This window comes from Mesorhizobium sp. M1006 (assembly GCF_040318825.1).
In the GTDB taxonomy this organism is placed as follows: Bacteria; Pseudomonadota; Alphaproteobacteria; order Rhizobiales; family Rhizobiaceae; genus Mesorhizobium.
This window is the reverse complement of the sequence record NZ_JAMYMZ010000012.1, coordinates 35,061-58,925: the sequence shown is the minus strand read 5'-3', so window position 1 is coordinate 58,925 and position 23,865 is coordinate 35,061. Positions and strand designations below refer to the sequence as shown.

27 protein-coding genes and 1 riboswitch are annotated in these 23,865 nt (G+C 63.5%); of the genes, 14 read left to right on the top strand and 13 right to left on the bottom strand.

Features of this window, described 5'->3' with window-relative positions; genetic code table 11:
* Nucleotides 1-156: 156 nt before the first annotated feature.
* The 3 genes from ftsE (at nucleotide 157) to NKH60_RS14150 (ending at nucleotide 2,642) form a co-directional block, all read left to right on the top strand.
* Complete coding sequence (ftsE, locus tag NKH60_RS14160) at nucleotides 157-816, top strand: cell division ATP-binding protein FtsE (RefSeq protein WP_023677923.1); 660 nt, start codon at nucleotides 157-159, stop codon at nucleotides 814-816.
* Nucleotides 809-1,792: a cell division protein FtsX gene (locus tag NKH60_RS14155; protein ID WP_352820110.1), complete on the top strand. Its 984-nt coding sequence runs from the start codon at nucleotides 809-811 to the stop codon at nucleotides 1,790-1,792. Before ftsE ends, NKH60_RS14155 begins: the two co-directional genes overlap by 8 nt.
* Before the next feature lie 262 nt (nucleotides 1,793-2,054).
* Nucleotides 2,055-2,642, top strand: a complete 588-nt coding sequence (locus tag NKH60_RS14150) for a YdcF family protein (RefSeq protein ID WP_502898558.1) — start codon at nucleotides 2,055-2,057, stop codon at nucleotides 2,640-2,642.
* 29 nt (nucleotides 2,643-2,671) lie between these two features.
* Here the strand turns inward: NKH60_RS14150 and NKH60_RS14145 are convergent, their stop codons facing one another.
* The gene (locus NKH60_RS14145; protein WP_352471424.1) at nucleotides 2,672-3,292 is read right to left on the bottom strand and encodes a pyridoxamine 5'-phosphate oxidase family protein; all 621 of its coding nucleotides are present in this window, start codon (nucleotides 3,290-3,292) and stop codon (nucleotides 2,672-2,674) included.
* Between the two features lie 132 nt (nucleotides 3,293-3,424).
* Between NKH60_RS14145 and NKH60_RS14140 the strand changes: the two genes are divergently transcribed.
* Together NKH60_RS14140 and NKH60_RS14135 are read left to right on the top strand one after the other, a co-directional pair.
* Nucleotides 3,425-4,333: a LysR family transcriptional regulator gene (locus NKH60_RS14140; protein ID WP_352872523.1), complete on the top strand. Its 909-nt coding sequence runs from the start codon at nucleotides 3,425-3,427 to the stop codon at nucleotides 4,331-4,333.
* A gap of 106 nt (nucleotides 4,334-4,439) precedes the next feature.
* A complete protein-coding gene (locus tag NKH60_RS14135) occupies nucleotides 4,440-5,240 on the top strand; it encodes a lysophospholipid acyltransferase family protein (protein WP_352831654.1) in 801 nt (266 codons plus the stop codon).
* Between the two features lie 27 nt (nucleotides 5,241-5,267).
* Here the strand turns inward: NKH60_RS14135 and NKH60_RS14130 are convergent, their stop codons facing one another.
* Entirely contained in the window at nucleotides 5,268-5,888 is a 621-nt protein-coding gene (locus tag NKH60_RS14130; RefSeq protein ID WP_352831652.1) for a LysE family translocator, read from the bottom strand.
* 78 nt (nucleotides 5,889-5,966) lie between these two features.
* Nucleotides 5,967-6,914 (bottom strand): aldo/keto reductase, encoded by a 948-nt coding sequence (locus NKH60_RS14125; protein WP_352831650.1) that lies wholly within the window; start codon nucleotides 6,912-6,914, stop codon nucleotides 5,967-5,969.
* A gap of 346 nt (nucleotides 6,915-7,260) precedes the next feature.
* Here NKH60_RS14125 and NKH60_RS14120 point away from each other — a divergent pair, with 346 nt between their 5' ends.
* Entirely contained in the window at nucleotides 7,261-8,241 is a 981-nt protein-coding gene (locus NKH60_RS14120) for a quinone oxidoreductase family protein (RefSeq protein WP_352831648.1), read from the top strand.
* Between the two features lie 44 nt (nucleotides 8,242-8,285).
* Here NKH60_RS14120 and NKH60_RS14115 read toward each other — a convergent pair whose 3' ends face one another.
* On the bottom strand, nucleotides 8,286-8,819 hold the full coding sequence (locus NKH60_RS14115; protein ID WP_352616048.1) for a gamma-glutamylcyclotransferase: 534 nt from the start codon (nucleotides 8,817-8,819) through the stop codon (nucleotides 8,286-8,288).
* A gap of 114 nt (nucleotides 8,820-8,933) precedes the next feature.
* Between NKH60_RS14115 and NKH60_RS14110 the strand changes: the two genes are divergently transcribed.
* Nucleotides 8,934-9,935, top strand: coding sequence for a DUF2125 domain-containing protein (locus NKH60_RS14110; protein ID WP_352452468.1), 1,002 nt, complete (start codon nucleotides 8,934-8,936; stop codon nucleotides 9,933-9,935).
* Nucleotides 9,936-10,068: 133 nt separating this feature from the next.
* On the opposite strand, the gene NKH60_RS14105 is transcribed toward NKH60_RS14110, so the two are convergent.
* Nucleotides 10,069-11,004, bottom strand: a complete 936-nt coding sequence (locus NKH60_RS14105) for a prephenate/arogenate dehydrogenase family protein (protein WP_352471433.1) — start codon at nucleotides 11,002-11,004, stop codon at nucleotides 10,069-10,071.
* A 6-nt stretch (nucleotides 11,005-11,010) separates the two neighbouring features.
* Nucleotides 11,011-12,120 carry a histidinol-phosphate transaminase gene (gene hisC, locus NKH60_RS14100; protein WP_352831646.1) on the bottom strand — a complete coding sequence of 370 codons (1,110 nt, stop codon included), beginning with the start codon at nucleotides 12,118-12,120 and terminating at the stop codon, nucleotides 11,011-11,013.
* Between the two features lie 138 nt (nucleotides 12,121-12,258).
* Nucleotides 12,259-12,336, top strand: a riboswitch (SAM riboswitch).
* Nucleotides 12,337-12,411: 75 nt separating this feature from the next.
* On the opposite strand from hisC, the gene metX reads away from it, so the two are divergent.
* The gene (gene metX / locus NKH60_RS14095; protein ID WP_292661143.1) at nucleotides 12,412-13,581 is read left to right on the top strand and encodes a homoserine O-acetyltransferase MetX; all 1,170 of its coding nucleotides are present in this window, start codon (nucleotides 12,412-12,414) and stop codon (nucleotides 13,579-13,581) included.
* Between the two features lie 115 nt (nucleotides 13,582-13,696).
* Nucleotides 13,697-14,311, top strand: a complete 615-nt coding sequence (metW, locus tag NKH60_RS14090; RefSeq protein WP_352471435.1) for a methionine biosynthesis protein MetW — start codon at nucleotides 13,697-13,699, stop codon at nucleotides 14,309-14,311.
* Nucleotides 14,312-14,362: 51 nt separating this feature from the next.
* Here metW and NKH60_RS14085 read toward each other — a convergent pair whose 3' ends face one another.
* Nucleotides 14,363-14,584: a hypothetical protein gene (locus NKH60_RS14085; protein WP_352616055.1), complete on the bottom strand. Its 222-nt coding sequence runs from the start codon at nucleotides 14,582-14,584 to the stop codon at nucleotides 14,363-14,365.
* On the opposite strand from NKH60_RS14085, the gene NKH60_RS14080 reads away from it, so the two are divergent.
* Nucleotides 14,583-14,789: a hypothetical protein gene (locus NKH60_RS14080; RefSeq protein ID WP_352483502.1), complete on the top strand. Its 207-nt coding sequence runs from the start codon at nucleotides 14,583-14,585 to the stop codon at nucleotides 14,787-14,789. The genes NKH60_RS14085 and NKH60_RS14080 overlap by 2 nt on opposite strands.
* Before the next feature lie 85 nt (nucleotides 14,790-14,874).
* On the opposite strand, the gene NKH60_RS14075 is transcribed toward NKH60_RS14080, so the two are convergent.
* A complete protein-coding gene (locus tag NKH60_RS14075; protein WP_352540204.1) occupies nucleotides 14,875-15,195 on the bottom strand; it encodes a DUF1330 domain-containing protein in 321 nt (106 codons plus the stop codon).
* Nucleotides 15,196-15,430: 235 nt separating this feature from the next.
* Between NKH60_RS14075 and NKH60_RS14070 the strand changes: the two genes are divergently transcribed.
* Nucleotides 15,431-16,177, top strand: a complete 747-nt coding sequence (locus NKH60_RS14070; RefSeq protein ID WP_352683094.1) for an SDR family NAD(P)-dependent oxidoreductase — start codon at nucleotides 15,431-15,433, stop codon at nucleotides 16,175-16,177.
* 42 nt (nucleotides 16,178-16,219) lie between these two features.
* Nucleotides 16,220-17,245 carry an RNA polymerase subunit sigma-70 gene (locus NKH60_RS14065; protein ID WP_352831644.1) on the top strand — a complete coding sequence of 342 codons (1,026 nt, stop codon included), beginning with the start codon at nucleotides 16,220-16,222 and terminating at the stop codon, nucleotides 17,243-17,245.
* Nucleotides 17,246-17,263: 18 nt separating this feature from the next.
* On the opposite strand, the gene NKH60_RS14060 is transcribed toward NKH60_RS14065, so the two are convergent.
* The 3 genes from NKH60_RS14060 to NKH60_RS14050 all read right to left on the bottom strand — a co-directional run bounded on the left by NKH60_RS14060 (nucleotide 17,264) and on the right by NKH60_RS14050 (nucleotide 20,984).
* On the bottom strand, nucleotides 17,264-18,070 hold the full coding sequence (locus tag NKH60_RS14060; RefSeq protein WP_352616064.1) for a DUF1194 domain-containing protein: 807 nt from the start codon (nucleotides 18,068-18,070) through the stop codon (nucleotides 17,264-17,266).
* Between the two features lie 76 nt (nucleotides 18,071-18,146).
* Entirely contained in the window at nucleotides 18,147-19,979 is a 1,833-nt protein-coding gene (locus NKH60_RS14055) for an ABC transporter ATP-binding protein/permease (RefSeq protein ID WP_352768121.1), read from the bottom strand.
* Nucleotides 19,980-20,201: 222 nt separating this feature from the next.
* Nucleotides 20,202-20,984 carry a class I SAM-dependent methyltransferase gene (locus NKH60_RS14050; RefSeq protein ID WP_023677904.1) on the bottom strand — a complete coding sequence of 261 codons (783 nt, stop codon included), beginning with the start codon at nucleotides 20,982-20,984 and terminating at the stop codon, nucleotides 20,202-20,204.
* A 98-nt stretch (nucleotides 20,985-21,082) separates the two neighbouring features.
* Between NKH60_RS14050 and gloB the strand changes: the two genes are divergently transcribed.
* Nucleotides 21,083-21,850: a hydroxyacylglutathione hydrolase gene (gloB, locus tag NKH60_RS14045; RefSeq protein ID WP_352831641.1), complete on the top strand. Its 768-nt coding sequence runs from the start codon at nucleotides 21,083-21,085 to the stop codon at nucleotides 21,848-21,850.
* A gap of 21 nt (nucleotides 21,851-21,871) precedes the next feature.
* Nucleotides 21,872-22,309 carry a cupin domain-containing protein gene (locus NKH60_RS14040; RefSeq protein WP_352831639.1) on the top strand — a complete coding sequence of 146 codons (438 nt, stop codon included), beginning with the start codon at nucleotides 21,872-21,874 and terminating at the stop codon, nucleotides 22,307-22,309.
* Here the strand turns inward: NKH60_RS14040 and NKH60_RS14035 are convergent.
* Both NKH60_RS14035 and yddG read right to left on the bottom strand, forming a co-directional pair.
* A complete protein-coding gene (locus NKH60_RS14035) occupies nucleotides 22,306-22,974 on the bottom strand; it encodes a lysoplasmalogenase family protein (protein WP_352831637.1) in 669 nt (222 codons plus the stop codon). The genes NKH60_RS14040 and NKH60_RS14035 overlap by 4 nt on opposite strands.
* A complete protein-coding gene (yddG, locus tag NKH60_RS14030) occupies nucleotides 22,974-23,861 on the bottom strand; it encodes an aromatic amino acid exporter YddG (RefSeq protein WP_352831635.1) in 888 nt (295 codons plus the stop codon). The genes NKH60_RS14035 and yddG overlap by 1 nt, the downstream gene beginning before the upstream one ends.
* Nucleotides 23,862-23,865 lie beyond the last annotated feature (4 nt).

Genomic DNA, 23,865 nt, shown 5'->3' with positions numbered 1-23,865 from the left:
CTTTTGGGTAAACGGAAATGGTTAACGCTTCCCCACCGGAACCCCTGTGACTCGCTCGAAAAGCCCCCAAATTAACCGTCGGTTAACCATGCCGGCCGATGGTCTTTCCACAGAAAGGGCTGGCATCTTGCCGCCGAGAATTTCAGGTCGTCGAAAGTGATCCGCTTCGAAAATGTCGGCCTCCGCTATGGCATGGGTCCGGAGATTCTCCGCGACATCTCCTTGCACATTCCGGAGCGCTCGTTTCAGTTCCTGAGCGGACCTTCAGGCGCCGGCAAGACGACGTTGCTGCGGCTTTTGTTCATGTCGCTGAAGCCGACGCGCGGCCTGATCACCATTTTCGGCAAGGACCGCTCGCGCATCTCGCGCACCGAATTGCCGCATCTGAGACGTCGCATCGGCGTGGTGTTCCAGGATTTTCGCCTGCTCGACCATATGACCACCTACGAGAACGTGGCATTGCCGCTGCGCGTGCGCGGCCGCGAGGAGGCGACCTATCGCACCGACGTCACCGAGCTGCTGAAATGGGTCGGCCTCGGCGAGCGCATGCATGTGCTGCCACCGGTGCTGTCTGGCGGCGAGAAGCAGCGCGCCGCCATTGCCCGGGCGTTGATCGAGCAGCCCGAGATCCTGCTCGCCGACGAGCCGACCGGCAATGTCGACCCGCCGCTGGCGCGACGCTTGCTGCGGTTGTTCATCGAACTCAACCGGCTGGGCACCGCCGTGGTGATCGCCACACACGACCTCGGCCTGATGGAACAGGTCGACGCACGGCGAATGATCCTGGCCGGCGGAAGGCTGGACATCTATGACTGAGCTCTCCGTCGAACATTTCGAGGGTCAGGACGCCGCGGCGGCAAAGCCCCGCGTCCAGCGCAAAATGGCGCCGATCGTGCCGGCGCAGAACATCGCCGGCCGGGCGCTGGTGCTGGTCATTGCCATCATGACGTTTCTGTCCTGTCTGACGTTTGGCGCAGTCACGCTGGTGCGTGACACCGCCTCCGTCTGGGAGAACCAGATCTCGCGCGAAGCGACCATCCAGATCAAGCCGGTCGACGGCCTCGACATGGAGGCCGCACTTGCGCTGGCCTCGCAGATCGCCGGCGAATTCCCTGGCGTGAAAAGCGCCAGGATCATCGATCGCGAAGCAACGGCCCGACTGCTCGAGCCTTGGCTAGGCTCGGGCCTGAACATCGATGAGCTGCCGGTGCCGCGCTTGATCATCATCACCATCGACGAGAATAGTCCGCCCGATTTCGCCGCACTGCGCGCGGCGATCACGCCGAAGCTGCCGAGTGCCTCGCTCGACGATCATCGCACCTGGGTCGACCGGCTGGTTGCCATGGCCCGCACCACGGTAACGATCGGTATTGCAGTGCTGGCGCTGATGCTGTCGGCGACGGTGCTGACCGTTGTGTTCGCAACGCGCGGCGCCATGGCCGGCAATGGCCACATCATCGAGGTGCTGCATTTTGTCGGCGCCGAGGCGCGCTTCATCGCGCGCGAATTCCGCCGGCATTTTCTGGTCACCGGCATGAAGGGCGCCGCGGCAGGCGGCGCCGCGGCGATCCTGGTCTTCATCGTCTTCTCCTGGTGGTCGTCACGCAACATGGCAACGCCGCAGGCCGACCAGGCGACCGCCCTGTTCGGCAATTTCGCCATCGGCTCGGCGGGTTATCTCGGGGTCGCTGTCATGGTGCTGGTGATCGGCGCGCTGACGGCGGCAACCTCCCATTTCACCGTGGTTACCTATCTCAGCGACATCGACATTCGCCAGCCGGACGCCGGCTAAAGGAAAGATCGATCACGGATGAAAACGCATCGTCACGAAAATTGCATTTTTTTCCTACCAAAGGCCGTATTTCGGGATTAACCATTTCATGATGGACGTTCGGGACTCGACCGATACCGCTGGATGCATGCCAGTGCTGGTTGCGCGCCCGCCTGTATTCGCCGAGCCTGATGAATTTGCCAAGCCGGATCAGTTCGCCGAACGTGGGCGGCTGCTGGCAGGGCGCTCCTTGCGCATCTCGGCTCTCCTTCTGCTGGCCTTTATGGCGCTGTTTGTCGCCGGCTTCGGCTGGTTCGCCAATACCGTCAGCCGCCTGACTACGCCCGCCAATCCGGCAAGGGCCGACGCTATCATCGTGCTGACCGGCGGCCAATCGCGCCTCGACGCTGCGATGGGCCTGCTTGCCTTAGGCAAGGGCGAGCGGCTGCTGATCAGCGGCGTCCATCCCTCCGCCAGCCGCCGCCAGCTTCAGGCCGCGACCGGCGGCGACAAGAGGCTGTTTTCCTGCTGCGTCGACATCGACCGCGCCGCGCTCGACACGATCGGCAATGCCGAGGAAAGTGCCAAATGGGTCGAGGACCATGCCTACGGCACCGTCATTCTCGTCACCAATAATTATCATATGCCGCGTAGCCTGCTGGAAATGGGCCGGCTGCTGCACGGCGCAAGGCTCGAGCCCTATCCGGTGGTCAACACTAACCTCGAGAATGGCGGCTGGCTGACCAAGCCGGAAGCGCTGCGCGTGCTGTTCACCGAATACAACAAATACCTGCTGGCGCTGGCGCGCGGCATCATGCCGGTGAAGCAAACCGAGAGCGTCGCGCTGGCCGACGCCGCAGGCGGAAGCTGAACGGCACCGGCACTTTTATTCCCTGGCTCTTATTCCCTGGCTGCTGCATCCGATCGCAAGCGTGCGATCTCCTGTTCGAGCCGTTCGATGCGCTTGTCGCGTTCGCCGAGCGCCGCCGCCACGTCGGCCGCTTCGAAACGCTGCGGGATGTGCTGCGAGCAATTTGAATCCCAAGCCGAAACCGTAAACAGAATGACCTGCTCGGGTCGCGCCTTATAGTCTTGCGGCATCAGCTTTGCCGTCAGCTCGGCATCGCCCTCGACGACTTGCGCTTTGCCCCAGATCTTGATGCGCTGCCGGTGCGCATAATCGATCAGGAATAGGAAAGCCTGTGGGTTGTCGCTGAGGTTGCCCTGGGTGATGAACTGCCTGTTGCCGGAAAAATCGGCAAAGCCGATCGTCCGTTCGTCGAGCACCGTGAGGAAACCGGCAGGCCCGCCGCGATGCTGGATGTAAGGCTGCCCGTCCGCATTGGCGGTCGACAGAAAGACGCTGGTCTGCGCCTCGATGAAGGCGGCGAGATCGGGCGTAATTGCCGCCTGCCAGCCGCCACGCTCCTCGACACGGGCATAGGCCTGGCGCGAGCCCTTGCGCGCCTGAATCGCCTTCACCGTCGGGGTGAAAGCAACATCGCTGGTGTGAGCGTTCATGGAAGCCTCATCAAGCGCCGAGCTGCGCTGCATTGCTAGTCAGGAAAATACGTCCTTCCATCTTCGAGATGCAGATGCCATATCTGCAATCCATCCTTCCGTTTTCCGGAAGGGCAAATTTTCGGGAGAGCTATGGATCGCCTCCAGTCCATGTCGCTTTTCGTTGCCGCGGCGGAGACAGGCAGCCTCTCGGCTGCCGGGCGCCGCTTCGGCATTCCGCTGACGACGGTCAGCCGCAAGGTTTCGGACCTGGAAAAGCACCTGAAGACACGGCTGTTGAACCGCTCGGCGCGGCAGCTGTCGCTGACCGATGCAGGCCACGCCTATCTCGCCGCCTGTCGTCGCATTCTCGATGAGGTCGGCGAGGCCGAGCGAATAGCCGCCGGCGAATACAGCGCCCCGACCGGCGAACTGATCGTCACTGCGCCGATCGTATTCGGCCGCCTGCATGTGCTGCCGGTCGTCACCAGCTTCCTCTCCGCCTATCCTGAGGTGAGTGTGCGGCTGACACTCGCCGACCGGATAACCCAGCTGGTCGAAGAGCACTTCGACCTCGCCGTCCGCATCGGCGAGCTTGCCGATTCGAGCCTGATCGCCACCCGCCTGGGTTCAATCCGCCGCGTCGTTTGCGCGAGCCCGACTTATCTCGCCGAGCACGGCACACCGAAAACGCCGCAGGAGCTTGCAGCACACAGTGCCATCACCTTCGAAGGGCTCACCGCCGCAGCCTGGAGCTTCGCCACCGGCAAGACCGAATTCAGCGTGCCGATCCGCTCCAGGTTACGGGTCAACACGGCTGAGGCAGCGATCGATGCGGCGATTGCCGGCGTCGGCGTGACGAGGCTGCTTTCCTACCAGATCGCCGCCGCAGTCCGGTCGGGTACGCTGCGCCCGGTGCTGCAAGAGTTTGAGCCAGACCCATGGCCGGTGAGCCTCGTCCATGCCGGCCAGGGGCTACTGCCGGTGAAGCTGCGCGCATTCCTCGACTTCGCCGCCCCGCGCCTGAGACAGCGCCTGCTGCAGGCCGCATGGGAAACGTGACGAAGACGGCCCTCGCAAGGCCGGGCCGATCGCCCGCCTCGCAGCGTTTCCTTTTTGCGGGCGCTTGGTGTAACCAACGCACACCTCCTCACCGGGCACTTGCTGTATGCTGTATTTCCGCTCGCTGGCGTTCAATCTCGCCTTCTACCTCAATTTGATCGTCCAGATGATCCTCTGGACCCCGTATTATTTCCTGTCGCCGCGCCATCGCGCCTGGTTCGTGCCGAAATTCTGGTCGCGCACCAGCATGTGGCTCTACGACAAGATCGCCGGCACCAGAAGTGAGATCACCGGCCAGGAAAACCTGCCTGACGGCTCTTTCATCCTGGCGCCGAAGCACCAGTCCTTCTGGGACACGATCGCTTTCCTGCCTTATCTCGACGATCCCGTTTACATATTGAAACGGGAGCTGACCTGGATCCCGTTCTTCGGCTGGTACATTTTGAAGATGCGGATGATTCCTGTCGACCGCGGCAGCCGCTCGAAGGCATTGAAAATGGTGATCGCCGCGACCAAACAGGAATTGGCGCGCAATCCGCGTCAGCTGATCATCTATCCCGAGGGCACGCGCCGGGCGCCGGGCGACGAGCCGGTCTATAAATACGGCATCGTCGAACTCTACACGCAACTTGGCATTCCGGTGGTCCCGGTCGCCCACGTTGCCGGTCTCTATTGGCCGCGCCGCAAATTCCTGCGCTATCCCGGCACGATCAAGGCGCGCTTCCTGCCACCGATCCCGCCCGGCCTCGGCAAGGACGAATTCATGCAACGGCTGATCGGCGAGACGGAAGCCGCCTGCGACCAGCTTCTCGTCGAGGCGGCACAGACGCCGAACCCGCCGCCGATGCCGCCGACGGCAATGAAACGGCTTGGTGAGCTCGATGCGAAACCTGAATTGAAAGGCTGAGACACCCGCCGCGCATGCCAGAAAGGCTCACGGCAAGGCAGCCAGGGCGGCTGTTGCAACCAGCGTCACGGCAAACACCAGATTGATGATCCGCGACGCCAGCGGTTTGCGCAGCAAATGTGCAAAAGCCGCGCCGGCGAGAAGCCACAAGAGATGAATGGCAGCAATCATCAAGGCGAGGACCGCCAGCTTGGCTGAAATAGCAAGACCGCCCGCGCCAGGAGACGCGCCGGCGAACACGGCGGCAATCGCCACATAGGCTTTCGGATTGGCAACGGCCAGAAGGAACCCGCCCAGGAAAGTGGGAGGTGCCGCCCCACCAATGCGTGCCGCCAGCGGCGGCGCCGTCGCTATCTTGAACGCCAGATAGAGGATGTAGGCTGCTGACGCGACCGCCAACAGCGCCGCGAGCTTCGGCAGCGCGGTGAGAACGGCCATGATGCCCGTCGCCACCACCAAAAGCACGAGAACCGTCCCGACAACGATTCCCGAGGCATAGCGCAGCGAACCGCGCAGGCCGAACGCGGCGCCGATCGCGGTGACGCTTATCGTCGCCGGCCCCGGGCTGCCCATGACGATGGCCGACGCCAACACAAGCGCCAGCAATCGCTCCCATAGCTGCTGATCGAGAAGACCCTGTCCGGTCATGCGGCGTCCCTGCATCCTGCGACGATGCAGGGACGGTAGGGCAAGGCAGCGGCGCCGGTCTTGAACGATCGTGCGCGGCTATGCGCTGGCCTTGTCGAGCTCGGCCAGATCGTCCGGGCTGAGCTGCAACGACGCGGCACGCACCAGGCTGTCGAGCTGGTCGAGCGTCGTCGCGCTGGCAATCGGAGCGGTGACGCCGGGCTGTGCCATGACCCAGGCAAGCGCCACTTCCGCTGGCTTGGCCGAGTGTCTGGCTGAAACAGCATCGAGCGCTGAGAGAATGCGCATGCCGCGGGTGTTGAGATAGCCTTTCACACCGCCACCGCGCGGGCTTTTGCCGAGGTCGGCCTCGCTGCGGTACTTGCCGCTCAGAAACCCCTTCGCGAGGCTGAAATAGGTGATGACGCCGATGTCCTCGGCCGCGCACAGGTCGCGCAGCGGACCATCGAAGGACGAGCGGTCGTAAAGGTTGTATTCCGGCTGCAGCACCTCGTAGCGCGGCAGGCCGCGCAGGCTTGCTACGTCAAGTGCGGCCCGCAGCTGGGCGGCGTCGAGGTTGGAAGCGCCAGCATAACGGATTTTGCCCTTGTCGAGCAGTTTCTGGTAAGCGCCGAGCGTTTCCTCATAAGGGGTCGCCGGGTCGGGCCAGTGCGACAGATAGAGATCGACGCTATCGACCTGCAGCCTCTTCAGCGAAGCATCGATGGCCTGTTCGATATAGGCGGCGGACAGGTCCCTCTTACCCTGTCCCATATCCGAACCGACCTTGGTGATGACGACAACCTTGTCGCGGTTGCCACGGCTCTTCATCCATTTGCCGATGATGGTTTCGGATTCGCCGCCCTCGTGGCCGGCAATCCAGCGCGAATAGGAATCGGCCGTGTCGATGGCGTTGAGGCCAGCGTCGACAAAGCGGTCGAGCAGGTCGAACGAGGTTTTCTCATCGGCGGTCCAGCCGAACACATTGCCGCCCAGAACCAATGGCGCGATGGATAGGTCGGTGCGACCGAGACGACGTTTCTGCAAGGCTGATCTCCATGGTGATTCATGCTGGGGCGGGTGGGAGCCGCCGACCGAGCTAACCTATGTCGCACCGTGGCAACGTCAAACGCATAGCCTCTTTTCCAGCCCGCCGGCGCTTCACAAAACCGCGACCCGCCGCGCCGTGTCCGGCCCCAAGGCGCTGGTCCCGGGCATCCAAACCGGCAGCCTCTGAAGAAACGATCTGGCAAGTTTGGCACATAGATTGTCAAATCTGCCAATTCAGACCTTTGCCGGCCGGCCATAGGTTCCGCCGCGCCGACGCAAGTCTCGGCACGGCCTGGCCGGGGCTCAGACTGTTGGCCTCGGATTGTTTGTTATGGAGACCGGCATGAAAGCAATTGTATTTGACGCCATCGGTTCGCCGCGCGACGTGCTCTATGTGGATGACCTGCCGATGCCACGGATCAGCGACGGCGAGGTGCTGGTCAGGATGGTCTCGGCCTCGATCAATCCGGGCGACTTCCTGTTTATCCAGAACCTCTATCCCGAACCGAAGAAGCCGCATTTTCCCCGGCAGATCGCCGGAAACCATGGCGCCGGCATCGTCGAAGCCGTTGGCGCGAACGTCGGGTTGGAACCGGGGATGCTTGTCGCGTTCAGCTATTATGGCAGCTGGGCCGAGTACGCCGCCATTCCCGCCGAATGGCTGATCCCGTTGCCTGCCGGCTATCCTGTCGAACGCGCCGGGCAGATGGTGAACCCCATTACCGCGTGGGATCTGCTGGTGGATTCCCGTGTGCGGCCTGGCCAATGGCTGGCTGTCACGGCCGGCTATTCGTCAATTTCGACAATGGTGATGCAGTTCGCCCAACGACGCGGCATCAACGTCATCGCTCTTGTGCGGCGCTCGCACCAAAGCTTCGATCCGAAGACGCTTGGCGCCGCCGCCACTCTTGACCTTTCGGAGTTGAAGACAAGTATCCGGGAAGCCGTGATGGATATCACCGGCGGCGCCGGATTGAACGGGATTATCGACAATGTCGGCGGACCTGTCAGCGGCGAATTGATCCGCACCCTGGCGCTCGGCGGGCAGATGGTGATCAATGGCGGAATGAGTGCCGAGCGCTTCGAACTGCACAATTTCGACGTGTTGCTGAGCGGCGTCGAAATCAGGGCGAATATCTATCGCTACTTCTTTTCGCCGCCTGCCGAAGCCGACCGGCCTGTCCTATGCGAGATTATCGACACCTTCGGCCAGCCCGGCTTCCACGTTCCTGTCGGCGGTCTCCACCCGCTGACCGAGTTCAAGCTTGCCGTGGCAAACAGTCTGGATCGCGCCGATCTTGGAAAACAGATTTTCAGGATGTAGCCCGCGTCACGACACCGAAAACATCATGGTAACGACAAAAGGCGCTACGTCGCGATCCGTCTCGTCACGTCTTCCAGCCAGTGGTCGCTTATACCCAGTGCTTCGAGGTGCTCCAGCGTGCTGAGCACGTAATCCTCATTCCTCCCCGATTGGCCGACGGCGCCGCGAACGACGGCCGCCGCCTCGGCCGGGTCGAGCGCACCGGCATATTGCTCATGGCTGCGGTCCACGACATAGGCGACGGCGTCGACCGTCTTGCCCCCATCCGTTTCACCCTTGTCGAGGCGAACGCTGAGCACACGTTCGAGATAGACGTTGGTGACCAGCTCGCGTTCGCGCAGATAGGTAATGACCTCGTTGCGCAGCTCGCCTGGAACCCGGAACGCCAGCCCGATGCAGGAGCCTCCGCGGTCGAGGCCGAGCACCAGGCCCGGCCGTTCGCGCGTGCCGCGATGCACGAAAGAATAGACGCAGAGCGAACGGCGGTAGCCATGCAGGCGGGCGCGCCGCGTCTCGACATGTGCGAATCCCGGTCGCCAGATCAGTGAGCCGTAGCCAAAAACCCAAAAATCGCCCATATCGCCAAGCCTGATTGTGACGACCACCTCACCGGTGGTGTTTCAGTCCGTCTACCTGTTGGTGCCGCAAGCGACAGCCCGCCCGTGCCACCCCGCGTTAACGAAAGCCGCAGCATGACGTCAAGTGACGAGCGCCCGCCGCCCAGCCAACGTCGCCGCCTGTTGTGGCTTGCCGCTTTCATCCTCGTGCTGTTCGGCATCTACAGCGCCGGCTGGTTCTACCTGGCGGACCTGGTCGAGAGCGCCACCAAAAAGGCGGTCGCCGATCTCGACGACAAAGGCATCAAGGCCGACTGCGCCAATCTCGCGGTCAGCGGCTATCCCTTCAGCTTCACCGTTTCCTGCGACAGCCTGGCTTACGAGGACGACAGCCGCAACGTCGCGGCATCGACAGGCAAGATCAACGCCGCCACGCAGATCACCCGGCTTCTGTCGCCTGCCGCCGAGCTCAGGGGGCCGCTCAGGACCTCTGTTCCCGGCATGACCCCGCTCTGGATCGACTGGGATGATCTGCGGGCCGACATGAAGCTGTCCTGGCCGCTGCCGAGGCGCCTCTCGCTGCAGGCAGAAGGCCTGTCCGGCCAGACCGATCCGGCAGACGACACCGATCCCGTCTCGCTGTTCAGCGCCGGAACCGCCACCGGACAATTGCGCCCAAACGGCCCGGACATCGACTATGCCGGCAATTTCACCGATCTTGAAATCGACGCGGCGGCCATCGACGGGCGCGTCTTGCCGCCGCTCGACGGCAGCGGCGACCTGACGCTGAAGAACGGCGTCACGCTGATCAAGGCAAATCCGAAGAGCCTGCGCGGCCAGGCGGCCGAAATCCACAAGCTCGATCTGTCGTCCGGAACTGCGCGCATCACCGTTTCGGGACCGCTGTCGGTCGATGACGACGGTCTCATAAATGCCGACCTGACGATCAGGCTCAATGATCCAAAGGCCGTGGCGGCAATCCTCGCCACCGCCATCCCCGAGCAGAAGAAACAGATCCAAACCGGCTTTGCCGGACTGGCGCTGCTCGGCAACCAGCCGTCGATGCCGCTGAAGATCGTCAGGGGCAAGGCCTCGCTCGGCTTCATCCCGCTCGGCAAGATCAAGCCGCTCGACTAGAGCAACTCCAGGAAAAGTGTGAAACGGTTTTCCGTCCGGAATTGCGCAAAACAAAGAGATAGAGCGGTTCGGCGTTTCTGTGAAACGATGAACCGCTCTAAGCCGGGCCGGCCTGCGATCGGCCTGCCGCGGCTTATCCCTTCGGCGGGTGTTCGACTGCCTGGCGGCCGAAATCCGGTACGTCGATATCCTGGCCGGCCTCGATGATCGAGCGGCGGACGGCGCGGGTGCGGGTGAACAGGTCGAACAGTTTTTCGCCGTCGCCCCAGCGGATCGCCCGCTGCAGCGAGGACAGATCCTCGGAAAACCGCGCCAGCATTTCGAGAATGGCGTCCTTGTTGTGCAGGCAGACGTCGCGCCACATGGTCGGGTCGGACGCCGCGAGACGAGTGAAGTCGCGAAAGCCGGAAGCCGAGTATTTGATGACCTCGGACTTGGTCACCGACTCCAGATCGTCGGCGGTACCGACGATGTTATAGGCGATGATGTGCGGCAGGTGCGAAACGATGGCCAGCGTCATGTCGTGATGCTGCGGGTCCATCGTGTCGATGTTGGAGCCGCAGCGGCGCCAGAATTCCGAGAGCTTTTCCAGTGCTGCGGGATCGGTGCCGGGCAGCGGCGTGAAAATGCACCAGCGGTTCTCGAACAGTTCGGCAAAACCGGCGTCCGGTCCCGATTTTTCGGTGCCGGCCAAAGGATGGCCGGGGATGAAGTGCACGCCATCAGGCACGTGCGGCTGCATCTGCGCGATCACCGACGCCTTGGTCGAGCCGACATCGGTGAGGATGGCGCCCTTCTTCAGCGCCGGCGCGATCTCCGCGGCGACCGTACCGGAAGAACCGACCGGCACCGAAACGATAACCAGATCAGCATCGCGAACCGCCTCTTTCGCATCCGTCGTATAGGTGTCGCCAAGGCCGAGTTGGCTCGCCCGTGCCAGCGTCGCTTCGCTGCGCGTCGAAATCGCGATTTGGCCGGCGAGCCCCTCGCGGCGGATGACGCGGGCCAGCGACGAGCCGATCAGGCCGATGCCGACCAGCGCGATTTTTTCGAACATCGGTGATGTCATGGTGTTCTAGCTTTTCAGGAATGTCGCGAGTGCTGCGACAACGCCGCGATTGGCCTCTTCGGTGCCGATGCTCATGCGCAGCGCGTTGGGAAAACCGTACCCGGAAACGCGCCGCAATATGTAGCCGCGCGCACTGAGGTAGTCGTCGGCGGCCGCCGCCGAATGCCTTTTGTCCTCGGGAAAGTGGATGAGGATGAAATTGCCGACGCTCGGCGTCACCCGCAGCCCGAGCCCGCTTAGTTGCTCGCTCAGCCAGGCCAGCCAGGTCTCGTTGTGCGCGACGCTGCGTTCGATATGGGCGCGGTCGTGGATCGCCGCGATGCCGGCCTCGATTGCCGTTGCATTGACGTTGAAAGGCCCGCGCACGCGGTTGATCGCGTCGATGACGTGCATTGGCGCATACATCCAGCCGATCCGCGCCCCGCCCAGGCCCAATTTGGAGAAAGTGCGGGTCATGACCACGTTTTCCGCGCTGCCCACCAACTCGACGCCGGCTTCATAATCGTTGCGCCGGACATATTCGGCGTAAGCTGCATCCAGCACCAGAAGCACGTTTCGCGGCAGGCCGGCATGCAGGCGGCGCACCTCCTGGAACGGCACGTAGGTGCCGGTTGGATTGTTTGGATTGGCAAGGAAGATGATCCGGGTAGCCGGCGTCACCGCGGCGAGGATCGCATCGATATCGGCGCGTTCATCGGTCTCCTTGACCGTCACCGGGACGGCACCGGCCGACTGTATGTAGATCTTGTAGACCATGAAGCCGTGTTCGGTGATGATGGCTTCGTCGCCGGGCGCGAGGTAGGTCTGCGCCAGCAGGCCCAGAATCTCGTCGGAGCCGTTGGAGCAGACGATGTTCGCCGGGTTGAGCCCGTGCACCTCGGCGATCGCTTCCCTCAGGCGCCTGGCGCTGCCGTCGGGATAGACCGCGAGCTTGTCGGCGACCGCGCGCGCGGCCTCTATCGCCTTTGGCGAAGGGCCGAGCGGGTTCTCGTTCGCCGACAATTTATGGACCTTGGCGACACCTTCAGGCGCCGCGCTCTTGCCGGGCACATAGGCTTCGATGTCCATGATGCCGGCGCGGGGCTTTGGACGTGTCTGATCCGGTGTCTGGCTCATTTCATGAAATCCGTCGAGAGTGCCTCCATCCGGAAGCCGCAGCGGAAATACAAGCCGTGGCCCGGAATGTCGAGGGGCGGCAATTCGGGATCAAGAACTTGCCGTTGACGAAGCCATGCGCGAGTCATAGAAGAACGGCTACAGTTCCGTGGTGATTTGGCCGGTCGGCTTGCAGCCACGTTAAACAACTTGCTAAAGGGCCGTTTGCATCTTGTAACCGGCTTTGCGAAGGCATGGCCGGTTTTTTGTTGCCAGACCGGTGGACAACTGAAGGCCGGGCAAGGAGATGTGATGGTCGCTTTGCGCGCGCGAAAAACCAACAACGAGGCCGACCAGCCGTCGAGCCCGGTGTTGCGTTTCGGCGCCGACAAGCCGCTCAAGCTCGACGCCGGCACGCTGCTGTCGCCGTTCCAGATTGCCTACCAGACCTATGGCACGCTCAACGACGCGCGCTCCAACGCCATCCTCGTCTGCCATGCGCTGACCGGCGACCAGCACGTCGCCAACACCAATCCGGTGACCGGCAAGCCGGGCTGGTGGGAAGTGCTGATCGGTCCCGGCAAGATCATCGATACCGACCGTTTCTTCGTCATCTCGTCAAACGTCATCGGCGGCTGTCTCGGCTCCACCGGCCCCGCCTCGACCAATCCCGCCACCGCCAAGCCCTACGGGCTCGACCTGCCGATCATCACCATCCGCGACATGGTGCGGGCGCAGTTGATGCTGGTCGAGCATTTCGGCATCGAACAGCTGTTCAGCGTGCTGGGCGGCTCGATGGGCGGCATGCAGGTGCTGCAATGGGCCTCGAGCTATCCCGAGCGCGTCTTCTCGGCGCTGCCGATCGCCACCGGCGCCCGCCATTCCTCGCAGAACATCGCTTTCCACGAGGTCGGCAGGCAGGCGGTGATGGCCGACCCGGACTGGCATGGCGGCAAGTATTTCGAGCACGGCAAGCGGCCGGAAAAGGGGCTGGCGGTGGCGCGCATGGCCGCCCACATCACCTATCTGTCGGAAGCAGCGCTGCACCGCAAGTTCGGCCGCAACCTGCAGGACCGCGAAGCCCTGACCTTCGGTTTCGATGCCGACTTCCAGATCGAGAGCTATCTGCGCCATCAGGGCATGACGTTCGTCGATCGCTTCGATGCCAACTCCTATCTCTACATGACCCGGGCGATGGACTATTTCGATCTCGCCGCCGACCATGGCGGCCGGTTGGCCGATGCCTTCGCCGGCACCAAGACGCGCTTCTGCCTGGTTTCGTTCACTAGCGATTGGCTGTTCCCGACCGAGGAGAGCCGCTCGGTCGTGCACGCGCTGAACGCGGCCGGCGCCTCGGTATCGTTCGTCGAGATCGAGACCGACCGCGGCCACGACGCCTTCCTGCTCGATGAGCCCGAACTGTTCGCCGCCATCAAGGGCTTCATCGCCTCGGCCGCGCGGGCGAGAGGGCTCGGCGCATGACCCCGAAAAGTTGCGGATTGTTCGGATCAGGACCATGTGCCAGGCATCAGCGCATGACCCCGAAAAGTTGCAGGCTTTTCGGATCAGGGTCATGTGCCGAGCAAGAGCCGAAGGCATGAGCGTCAACCGCGCCCAGCGCGTCGACCTCGAAGTCGTCGCCGATCTCATCCCGCCGCAGTCGCGGGTGCTGGACGTCGGTTCCGGCGACGGCCTGCTGCTCGAATTGCTGCAGGAGACCAAGAAGGTCGATGGCCGCGGGCTGGAACTGTCGCAGCGCGGCGTCAACGAATGCGTGGCGCGCGGCCTGTCGGTTATTCAAGGCGATGCCGACAAGGATCTCCAATTCTATCCCGACAAGGGTTTCGACTTCGTCGTTCTGTCGCAGACCTTGCAGGCGACCCGCAATCCGAAGCTGGTGCTCGACGAACTGCTCCGGATCGGCAACCGCGCCATCGTCTCATTCCCGAATTTCGGCCACTGGCGGGTGCGCCTTTCGCTGCTCTTCAACGGCCGCATGCCGGTGACCAAGGACCTGCCCTATTCCTGGTACGACACGCCCAACATCCATTTCTGCACCATTCGCGACTTCGTCAATCTGTGCGACGAGCTTGGCGCGACGGTGGAAAAGGCAACCGCGCTCGACGCCAACGGCCAGCGGATCGGCTTCTCCATGCCTTGGTGGTTCTGGAACTTTTTCGGCCAGCAGGCGGTATTCCTGCTGAAACGATAGGTTTGACAGGCAGAAGCAACGAACCTCAGACCTGCGCAAGAAACCATATTTTCAATTTTCAATCCAATGAAGTTGCCCGGCATTCTTTGTTGCTTTAACAGGTCTCAAACGGGTTGGTTTGGGGGAAGCAATGAAGACGTTAGTATTAGCAACAGCTTTGATGTCGGCCACTTTGATTTCCGGATGCACGACGTCGAAGACCGATTTCCAGAATGGACAAGTCGCGTTGAGCGGCAGCCCGGCGCTGAAACGGCAGGCGATCCAGCGGTGCATGACCAAATTCAAGATGCGGTTCGGCAAGGTTGAAAGGGCAAACCTCGCCGCGCTCATGAACGTCCCGGATGCCGGATTGGAACACACGTTCTGCACGCGATTGATGAACGGCTTCGCGAACGGCAGGATCAACTACTCGGATTACCTGGCTGCATTGTCGCATGGCGACATGTCCAACGCGATCAAGGTGCTGCAGGGGCGGTGAAGCTGCCGATGCAGACGCGATCCAAATTCGGTGCCGCCAGATAGATGGCGGCACCATAGACGCCGGTTGTACCCGATCATTCCCTCTATTCAAGCACGTCCGTGGCCTTGTGCGGGTGCTGGACGCCATCAACGAAGACCACGTCGGACCGGGAATTGCCGGTACGCAGCGGCAATATCTCCTGATAGGCGGGCGAGTCGTACCATGCACGTGCCTGCTGCCGGTTGGGAAACTCGATGACTATGAGATAGCCCGGCCAGGTGTTTTCAACGACTTCCACCTCGCCTCCGTGCACCACGAAGCGGCCGCCAAACGGTTCCAGCGTGGCATCGATCTTGTGCAGGTACTCGACGATCTGCGGTCCCGGCGTGACCTGGCGCATATGGGCGACGGCGTAGGCGGTCATGGCGTAACTCCTTGTGGTCGAAGGCCGGACAACCGGCTTGATGGGAGCAGTTTGCCGAGACGTCGCGCACAGGTCGATTACCCCCGAGGTAATGACACTGAATACAAAACCGACGCGCCGCTGCCGTCAGCTGAAAGATATTTCCGCCTGGCACCGATGATTTCCACCCACCTGCGCTGTCCTTATCGATGAGCGCGCCTGGATGGTCCGGCGGCCGGGAATAGAGAGGTGATCCATGGGATCGTTGCAAAATCAGAATGTCGTCGTCGTCGGAGGCAGCCGTGGTGTCGGCCGCTCCATCGCGGAGGCCGCCCTCAAGGAGAAAGCGACGGTGCTGGCCGTCGCCCGCGGAAAACAGGCCCTGGCGCAATTTGCCTGGGAGGTCTCGGGCGTGAAGACGCTCGCGGCCGATGCTACGATGGACTCCGCCCCGGATAAGGTCTTCGCCGCGCTTGAGCCGGACGTACTGGTGATCTGCGCAGGTGCGCTGGCGCCTTCTGCGCCGGTGCATGAACAGAACTGGAAGGCGTTCTCGGCAAATTGGGACACGGACGTCAAGGCGTCGTTCCTGTTTTGCCGGGCCGCTCTGCGGCGTCCGCTCAAGCCGGGGACCCGGATCGTTCTGATCTCCAGCGGCGCGGCCTTGACCGGCGGACCACCGAACGCCGGCGGCTATGCTGGCGCAAAACGCATGCAGATGTTCCTGGCCGGTCATAGCCAGAAGGAGGCCGACCGGCTTGGCCTCGGCCTGCGCTTCATGGCGCTCGCGCCGATGCGCATCATGCCGGAAACCGGCGTGGGCAAAGCCGGCGTCGACAGCATAGCGGCCTATATGGGCATCCAGCCGGCGGACTTCATCGCCGCCATGACCGACATGCAAACGCCGGCCGATGTCGGACGGGCGGTGGTCGCACTCGCCACCGGCCAGCCGCAAGGCAGTTCCTTCATGGTGAGCGGTAGCGGGCTTGCCCCGGCCGCCTGAGGGGCGCGTAATGCAACGCTCGCTCGTAACCGCACAAGCCACATGACAGACGCTCAACCACCTCTGGAACCATCACGCCAGCCGATCCTCGATCGGCTGGCCTTCGAGAAGGTCACGGCCGCGCATCGCCGCGAGCTCAAGCTGCATTGTTATCGCATGATGGGTTCGCTGCACGAGGCCGACGACCTCGTCCAGGACACGTTGCTTCGCGCCTGGCGCGCAAGATCGGAGTTCGACGGGCGAGGTTCGGTTCGCGGTTGGCTCTACATGATCGCGACCAACGGTTGCCTCAACGCCATCAAGGCGAGGTCGAGGGCGCGTCGCATTCTCCGGGAACCCGGACGGCAGCCCTCGCACGGGGCGGCCATAGGCGGGCCCGTAGCCGACATCGCCTGGCTGGAGCCCTACCCCGACGCCGAGCTTCCAGACGTTGCCAGCAGCGAGCCAGGTCCGGAAGCCCGTTACGAGAGCCGCGAGGCCGTCCAGCTCGCCTTCGTCGCGGCGATCCAGGATCTGCCGCCCAGGCAGCGCGCCGCGCTGCTGCTTGCCGACGTCCTCGGATGGTCGGCTGTCGAGACGGCGCGTTTGCTGGGCGGATCGACGGCTTCGATCAACAGCGCGTTGCAACGGGCCCGCGCAACGCTGGCGACGCGCTATCCTCAGGGACGGCCGGCCAGCCGATCACGGCCCAGCCCCGAAGAAGGCCTGCTGCTCGAACGCTACATGCAGGCCTGGCAGGCCGCCAATCTCGACAGCTTGATCGAGCTGCTGCGTGAGGACGCCATCTACACCATGCCGCCTTGGCGTGAATGGTATCAAGGCCGCGAAGCGATCCGCGGTTTCTTCGAGACCGTCTGGCCGAGGTTTGGCGGCTTCCGCACGCTGGCCACCCGCGCCAATGCCCAGCCGGCGGTCGGGGTTTATTCCCGCAGCCACGATGGCCCTGAATGGCGGGCCCATTCCCTGCATGTGTTCGACGCAGCCGAGGGCGGGATCGCTTCCTTGACGATCTTCATAGGGCCGCTCGGGCCATCTCTGTTCCCGGCCTTCGGCCTGCCACCAGCCTAGCTTACCCCTGGGCCAGCCTTATCGGTCGAGTTCCGGGAAATAGGGGTCCGAGAAAAACCTTCGGTCGCGCTCACCTTGCAGGCAGTCGATCGGTGCGTCGATGCGGATCGTCCTCGGATCCACCTTGGGATACTCGATGCCGCTGACCTCGAGGATCAGTTTGCGGCGAGTGGCGGTGGCGAATTCGGAAGCAGCATAGATCGGCAGCACGAACGAGCCCGGCCCGCCGGTGACGCATTCGGCATAGTACCGGTCGAGATGGCTGAAGGTGGGTGACGGGCTGACCAGGATCGGCAGCCCGTTGATGACGATGCCCTTCGCCAGCGCCGCATCGCGTGCCGTTGTGACCGGCAAGCCGGTGTTGTTTGGGCCGTCCCCCGAGACGTCGATGACGCGGCGTTTGCCGGTGAAGGCCGTGCCGTCGAAAAGCTCGGCGCCGAAAGCCACAGCACCGGAAATCGAGGTGCCGCGAAAGCTCCTGAACGGGCGGGCCGCGATCTTGTCGGCGAAAGCGTTGGCGCTCTCCTTGCTGTCGACGACCTGCCAGGCAATGACCGCATCGTCGCGGATGGTGCCGGCCCATTCGAAATAGGCGATGGCGATGCGGCCGAAGGTACCGGCACGCACGGCGTTGATGAAGTCGGGGTGGCGCAGCGCCGCGACATAGCCGGCGCGCTGCAGGGCAAACTCCCTTTCATCCATCGACTGCGAGATGTCGACGGCCAGCACCAGCTCGACATCGACGGCAATTGCATTGGCCGGCGCGGCCGCAGGTGCCGCCGGGGTGCAGGCAAGGCAGGCGAGCAGGGCGAGTGCGTCAAGCATGGCCGATCGGAACGTTCCCATCTGAAACGATCGCGACAGTTTTTCGCCGCGATCGCGGCGAAATAAAGCTTGCCTTCTATTTCTTTCGGCCGGTCGAGGCGATCGCCGGGGGCGGTTCGATGGCACCTGCCCTGATACGGGCCGGCTTGAGTGGCGGTTGGCCGGCATCCTTGACGATGGTCAACGCCCGCCGGAAAAAGCGGGCATTGTGCTGGCCGCGGCCGATATTGAGGATCGCGGCGTCGGGAAGGCGCTTCTCCAGCATCGACAGCACTTGCCTCAGCGTTGGGCCGTCGAACGCGTCCAGCGCCTCGTCGATGATCACCCATTTCGGCCGTCGCAAGGCCAGCCTGGCAAAGGCCAGCAGACGCTGCTCGTCGTCGCTGAGCTCACGCTCCCAGCGCGCCGAGCGATCGAGCGAGGACGACAGGCGTTGCAGCCCGACATCGGCCAGCACCTCCGAGATCTCGGCATCGCTCGCCTCCGCCGCGCCGTCTGAATGGTTGAGCACCTCGCGCAGCTTGCCGAGCGGGAAATAGGGGGTACGCGGAACAAAGATCGGCGCTTCTCCGGCCGGCATGCCGATCCGTCCGCTGCCCCATGGCCACAGACCGGCAATGGCCCGGAAGAACAGCGTCTTGCCGGCGCCCGGATCTCCGGTGATCATGACCCGGTCGCCGGCGCGGATTTCGACATGCGGCTCGGCAAGCTTGGTGCATCCCTCCGGCGAGGCGACCTCGAGTTTCTCGAAGGTCAGGCTGCCGTCCGGGTTTTCGCCGAACGAAATGCGCCTTTCCGTATGGTGCAGCGCGTCGGTGTCGGCAAGCGCGATGCGGAAGTCGGCGACCCGCATCAGCGTAGCGCGCCAATCGGCGATGCCGCCGATATTGTTGATGAACCAGCGCAGCGACGAATGGACCTGGTTGAAAGCGCCGACTGCCATCATCAAGCCGCCAAAGCTGATATCGCCGGCGAAATAGACCGGTGAGGCGACCAGGATCGGCGCGACGACAGTGATCCAGCCATAGGTGTCGGTAACCCAGGAAAGATTGATCTGGGCGCTGTAGATGCGCCGCATGGCGCCCAGCACCATGCCGAGATCGAATTCGAGCCGGCGCCTGGCATCGGCCTCGCCATGCGCCAGCGCGATGGCATCGACATTCTCGTTGACGCGAACCACCGAGGAGCGCAGCTCCGCTTCACGCGTATAGCGATCGTTGTTGAAGCGGATCAACGGTCGCCCGACCAGCCAGCTCAACCAGGAGGCGGTGCCCGCATAAAGGATCGCCGCCCAGACCATATAGCCGGGTATGGCCAGCGAATGGCCGCCTATGTGGAAGACGAAGCCGGAAGACAGCGACCACAGGACCCCAACGAACGAGGCAAGCAGGATGCAGGACTGCAGCAGGCCGATGCCAAGACCGGTGGAAAGATCGGAGAGATGCCCGGCATCCTGCTGCAGGCGCTGGTCGGGATTGACGCCGATGGCGCCGGCATGGGTCAGCCGGAAGGCACGCGCCGGCCGCATCCATTCGTCGATCAGGTCGAGCGTCAGCGCCTCGCGCAGCTTCAGGCGGAGCATCTGGTCGAGCCAGGTCTGGCCGACATTGAGCACCACAAGCCCGCCGGCGATGCCGGCAAAGACCAGAAGCTGATGCAGGAAAGCCGGCATGTCGCGCCGCGCAAGCGCGTCGTAGAAAGGCTGGTTCCAGCGATTGAGCAGAACCTGCCCGATCGAGCTCGCCACGATGACGGCGACGATGCCGATCGCTGCCCAAAGCAATTGTTTTCGCACTGGCGAGCTGGTCAGTGCCAATTTGATTGTTGCCAGCTGCTCACGCAGGCTGCTGGCTTCGATCGACGTGGCAAGCTTCTGGGCGCTGGCCTCGACATCCGGAAGATCAGCCATGAGTGGATCCTTGCATTCGAAAGCGATGCTGAAACCCGGTCATAGAATCGACCGCGTATGCCTTCAATCCGGCAGCCAACCCGTCCGCGACAGACAATGCATGTCGCGCAAAAGTGTGCAGCGGTTTTGCGATAACGACATGCATAAAACAACAACCTAAAGCGCGTCGTACGAGGCCGGTCTAATGCGACGCGCTTTTGGTGAGAAAAAGCCTGCGTCGGATCACGAACGCGTCATCCTGGCGGTGTCGGACGTCCGGCCCGCGACAGCCCGGCCAAGCGTCGGCGCGCCATGCGGCGAGAGAACCGGCACGAAGACGCGGCGGGACGCGCGCTGGGCAACCGGCACGCCTTGATAGAGCCGCTTCTGCGCCTCGACAACGATAACGCCAGAAAAGATCGGCCAGAAGCGCCGGCCGGCGCGTTCCAGCACATTATGGAACTGCATCATGAAACGTCGCGGCGACGGCGGGAAGAACAGCGCATCGGACCACGCCGCCGGCGTGAAATTCGCTTCGCGCAGCAATTCGGTCAGCTGGCCGCGCGAGAACGGCCGGCCATTGCCGAAAGGCGTATGCTCGAAGCGTGCCCAGACGCCGCGCCGGTTGGGCACGACGATGACGACACGGCCGGCCGGCGACAGCACCCGCCAGATCTCGTTCAGCGTCTCGCGCGGGTTCTCGACATGTTCGAGCGAATGGACGAGCAGCATGCGGTCGATGCAGGAATCGACCAGCGGCAGTTCCTCGTCGAAGACCAGGGCAGTCGCCGTCGGCCCGGTCGCCGGCCAGACCACCGCGCCCTGCGTTGCCGGCATGAAGGCAAAGACGCGCTCGGCATCGCTGCCGAAGCGCTCCAGCCACGGCAAGGTGTAGCCGAGGCCGACCAGCCGCTCGTTGGGCACGACGGCCCATATCGAGGACAGCGCCATGGTGATCGAGCGTTCGGCCAGGCGGCCGAGCGTGGTCGAATAAAACGAACGGAGATCGACAATGTCTGAATGCATGCGCGGAACGGTAGCTTCGAAGCAGTCCAAGTTCAACAAAGGCAGATGACATCGGCTGGCAGGCGCCCTATGTCTGCGGCAATAAAGGGAGAGATGCGATGCCGGTCGAGATCGAACAATTCATGTGCCGCAGCGACAATTTCGGCGTGCTGGTGCACGACCCGAAAAGCGGCCAGACGGCGCTCATCGATGCGCCCGAGGAGGCGCCCATCCTGGCGGCGATCAAGCGCACGGGCTGGACCCCGACGATGATCCTGACCACTCACCACCATCTAGACCATGTCGAGGCCAATCTGGCGCTGAAGGAGCGTTTCAAGCTGCGCATTGTCGGGCCGGAAGCCGAAAAGGCAAAGATTCCCGGCATCGACGAAACTGTCGAGCAAGGCTCGGTGGTCCATCTCGGCGACGAGCGGATCGAGGTCATCGCCACACCCGGCCATACCGCCGGCCATGTCACCTATCATCTGCCGGCGTCGAAAGTGGCATTCGCCGCCGACACGCTGTTTGCGCTCGGCTGCGGGCGGCTGCTCGAATGCAAGCCGCCGGTGATGTACGAATCCCTGAAGAAGCTCGCGGCGCTGCCGGCCGACACGGTCGTCTATTGCGGCCATGAGTATACGCTGGCCAACGCCCGTTTCGCGCTGACCGTCGACCCGACCAATTCGGCGCTGAAAGAGCGCGCCGCGAAAGTCGAGGCGTTGCGCGCCGACGGCAAACCGACGCTGCCGACGACCATCGGCGAGGAACTGTCGACCAATCCGTTCCTGCGCTGGCACGATCCGGCGATCCGCAGGCATCTCGGCCTCGAGAACGCCTCCGACGCCGAAGTGTTCGCCGAGATCCGCAAGCGCAAGGACAATTTCTGAGCGGCGCCAGGAGCTAGGGTCATGACCAGTTCCGCCGAAATCATCGCCCTGCTCGGCCTGAAGCCGCATCCGGAAGGCGGCTGGTATGCCGAGACCTTTCGCGACGGCGCGGCAGGCACGCGCGGCCATTCGACGGCGATCTATTTCCTCCTCGAGAAGGACCAATTGTCGGCCTGGCACCGGGTCAAGGACGCGGCCGAGGTCTGGCATTTCTATGACGGTGCGCCGCTGGCGCTGTCGATACACCGAGAAGGCGGTCCCGTCATCGAGGAGATCCTCGGTACCGCGCTTGCCGCAGGCGAGCGGCCGCAGATCGTCGTGCCGGCGGGCTGGTGGCAGTCGGCGCGCAGCCTCGGCGAATGGACCCTGGTCGGCTGCACCGTGGCGCCGGGTTTCGATTTCTCCGCCTTCGAACTGGCCGAACCAGGCTGGCAGCCGGGAACGCCTAAGGCACCTTAGCCCAGCAGCAAACCCAGCGTGATCGCCAGCTGGCCGACGTAATACAGCGCCCAGACCCCATGGCGCACCCAAATGCGATGCGGCGAGATGGCGGGCAGCAGGAACTTTTCCGCGGCGTGCAGCCCGTCGGACAGCATGAGCAGGACGATGCCGCCAATGACCCAGACGCTGTTCAGGGTGAGCGCCGCAATGCCCATGCCAAGCAACGCCGCGACATGGATGCCAATCGGCAAACGCAAGGCCGGGCCGATGCGGCGCCAGAGCGCGAAAACCATCGCCAGCGCCAACACGGCCATCGCTAGGGCAATAATTCCTCGCCACGGTTCGGCCGAGAGCAGCCCGAGGCCGCTGCCGGCGCGCAGGAACAGCACGACGTAAAGCACATGCGCGGTAAGAAAACTGGCCGTGCCGCCAAGAAATGCCTTCTCGCCGTCGCGCGACAGGAAGGCGTCGCCGATGGCACTGGCGCCCAGCGCGGCGACGAGCAGCCATGGGCCGCCCTGCTGCGCGACCAGCACCGCCAGCATCGCCACCGCCAATGTCCTTGCCGCCGACCGCGAAAGGCGCGGCGGCATGCCGAGGCTGAACGCGTAAATCACCGCCGCCGCCAGCGAAAACAGCAGCGTCGCATTGGCATTGGCATCGATGCCGCCGGAAAACGGCATCACGCGTTTGCCTCGCTCGCGGCCCTCTTGCGCAGCAACAGCGATTTCGCCGCCAGTGCCGCGCCGCCGGTGATCAGCACGCAGGCGGCGAGGATGCGCCATGACGGCTCGGCGAAGCCGGCGGTGATCAGCACCAGGGTGGACAGCAGCGGCGCGGCATAGCTCGCCGCCCCCAGCACCTGGATGTTGCCGCGCTTGACGCCGATGTCCCAGGCATAGAACGCCGCCCCCACCGGCATCAGACCGAGGCCGAGCACGGCCAGCCACTGGCCGGCGCCGTTGGGCAGCACCGTTTCTTCCAGCAACAGATGGCAGACCAGCGAAAGTGCCGCGGTGGCGGCGCAGAACCAGGTGACGATGCTGGTCGGCACCGACGGGAAGCGCCGCGACAACAGCGAATAGGACGACCACAGCACCGCGCAGACGCCGGCCATTGCATAGCCGAAGGCATAACGCGCATCGAAGGCAAGCCCGCCGCCCTTGGTGACGATCAGGACCGTGCCGGCAAGGCCGAGCAGCGCGCCGGCGACGTGGTTCCAGGCCAGCCGCTCGCCCGGCATCAGCGCCGACCCCAGCACGATCAGCAGCGGCCACAGATAGGCGATCAGGCTGGCCTCGACGGCCGGCGCATTGCGCAGCGCGGTGAAATAGAAGAAGTGGTAGCCGAACAGGCCGGCAATGCCGATCGCCCAAACCTGGCGCGGTATCTTCGCGGCGCCATCAGCTGCCGGCATGAACAGCCGGGCAACCAGCCCGACGCAAGTGCCGATCGTAAAGGTGATTGCCGAAAGCAGGAACGGCGGCACGGCGCCCGAAGCATCCGTAAGCAGCGCCAGCAGCGCCCACATGGCGACCGCGGAGAAGCCGATCAGTGTTGCGCGCGCCATACCG

Bases quoted from the DNA above. Each gene is read 5' to 3' on its own strand.
- gloB (WP_352831641.1), top strand. From the start codon at position 21,083: ATGCCGGTCGAGATCGAACAATTCATGTGCCGCAGCGACAATTTCGGC.
- NKH60_RS14150 (WP_502898558.1), top strand. From the start codon at position 2,055: ATGGCGCTGTTTGTCGCCGGCTTCGGCTGGTTCGCCAATACCGTCAGC.
- NKH60_RS14130 (WP_352831652.1), bottom strand. From the start codon at position 5,888: ATGACCGGACAGGGTCTTCTCGATCAGCAGCTATGGGAGCGATTGCTG.
- hisC (WP_352831646.1), bottom strand. From the start codon at position 12,120: ATGAGCCAGACACCGGATCAGACACGTCCAAAGCCCCGCGCCGGCATC.
- NKH60_RS14155 (WP_352820110.1), top strand. From the start codon at position 809: ATGACTGAGCTCTCCGTCGAACATTTCGAGGGTCAGGACGCCGCGGCG.
- yddG (WP_352831635.1), bottom strand. From the start codon at position 23,861: ATGGCGCGCGCAACACTGATCGGCTTCTCCGCGGTCGCCATGTGGGCG.
- NKH60_RS14035 (WP_352831637.1), bottom strand. From the start codon at position 22,974: ATGCCGTTTTCCGGCGGCATCGATGCCAATGCCAATGCGACGCTGCTG.
- NKH60_RS14105 (WP_352471433.1), bottom strand. From the start codon at position 11,004: ATGACATCACCGATGTTCGAAAAAATCGCGCTGGTCGGCATCGGCCTG.
- NKH60_RS14085 (WP_352616055.1), bottom strand. From the start codon at position 14,584: ATGCACCGCTGGATCGCCTGCCGTTTCAGCGCCGGGCTGCCGCTCAAC.
- NKH60_RS14040 (WP_352831639.1), top strand. From the start codon at position 21,872: ATGACCAGTTCCGCCGAAATCATCGCCCTGCTCGGCCTGAAGCCGCAT.
- NKH60_RS14055 (WP_352768121.1), bottom strand. From the start codon at position 19,979: ATGGCTGATCTTCCGGATGTCGAGGCCAGCGCCCAGAAGCTTGCCACG.
- NKH60_RS14075 (WP_352540204.1), bottom strand. From the start codon at position 15,195: ATGACCGCCTACGCCGTCGCCCATATGCGCCAGGTCACGCCGGGACCG.
- metX (WP_292661143.1), top strand. From the start codon at position 12,412: ATGGTCGCTTTGCGCGCGCGAAAAACCAACAACGAGGCCGACCAGCCG.
- NKH60_RS14135 (WP_352831654.1), top strand. From the start codon at position 4,440: ATGCTGTATTTCCGCTCGCTGGCGTTCAATCTCGCCTTCTACCTCAAT.
- NKH60_RS14145 (WP_352471424.1), bottom strand. From the start codon at position 3,292: ATGAACGCTCACACCAGCGATGTTGCTTTCACCCCGACGGTGAAGGCG.
- NKH60_RS14060 (WP_352616064.1), bottom strand. From the start codon at position 18,070: ATGCTTGACGCACTCGCCCTGCTCGCCTGCCTTGCCTGCACCCCGGCG.
- NKH60_RS14110 (WP_352452468.1), top strand. From the start codon at position 8,934: ATGACGTCAAGTGACGAGCGCCCGCCGCCCAGCCAACGTCGCCGCCTG.
- NKH60_RS14120 (WP_352831648.1), top strand. From the start codon at position 7,261: ATGAAAGCAATTGTATTTGACGCCATCGGTTCGCCGCGCGACGTGCTC.
- NKH60_RS14080 (WP_352483502.1), top strand. From the start codon at position 14,583: ATGACCAAATTCAAGATGCGGTTCGGCAAGGTTGAAAGGGCAAACCTC.
- NKH60_RS14070 (WP_352683094.1), top strand. From the start codon at position 15,431: ATGGGATCGTTGCAAAATCAGAATGTCGTCGTCGTCGGAGGCAGCCGT.
- NKH60_RS14065 (WP_352831644.1), top strand. From the start codon at position 16,220: ATGACAGACGCTCAACCACCTCTGGAACCATCACGCCAGCCGATCCTC.
- NKH60_RS14115 (WP_352616048.1), bottom strand. From the start codon at position 8,819: ATGGGCGATTTTTGGGTTTTTGGCTACGGCTCACTGATCTGGCGACCG.
- metW (WP_352471435.1), top strand. From the start codon at position 13,697: ATGAGCGTCAACCGCGCCCAGCGCGTCGACCTCGAAGTCGTCGCCGAT.
- NKH60_RS14140 (WP_352872523.1), top strand. From the start codon at position 3,425: ATGGATCGCCTCCAGTCCATGTCGCTTTTCGTTGCCGCGGCGGAGACA.
- NKH60_RS14050 (WP_023677904.1), bottom strand. From the start codon at position 20,984: ATGCATTCAGACATTGTCGATCTCCGTTCGTTTTATTCGACCACGCTC.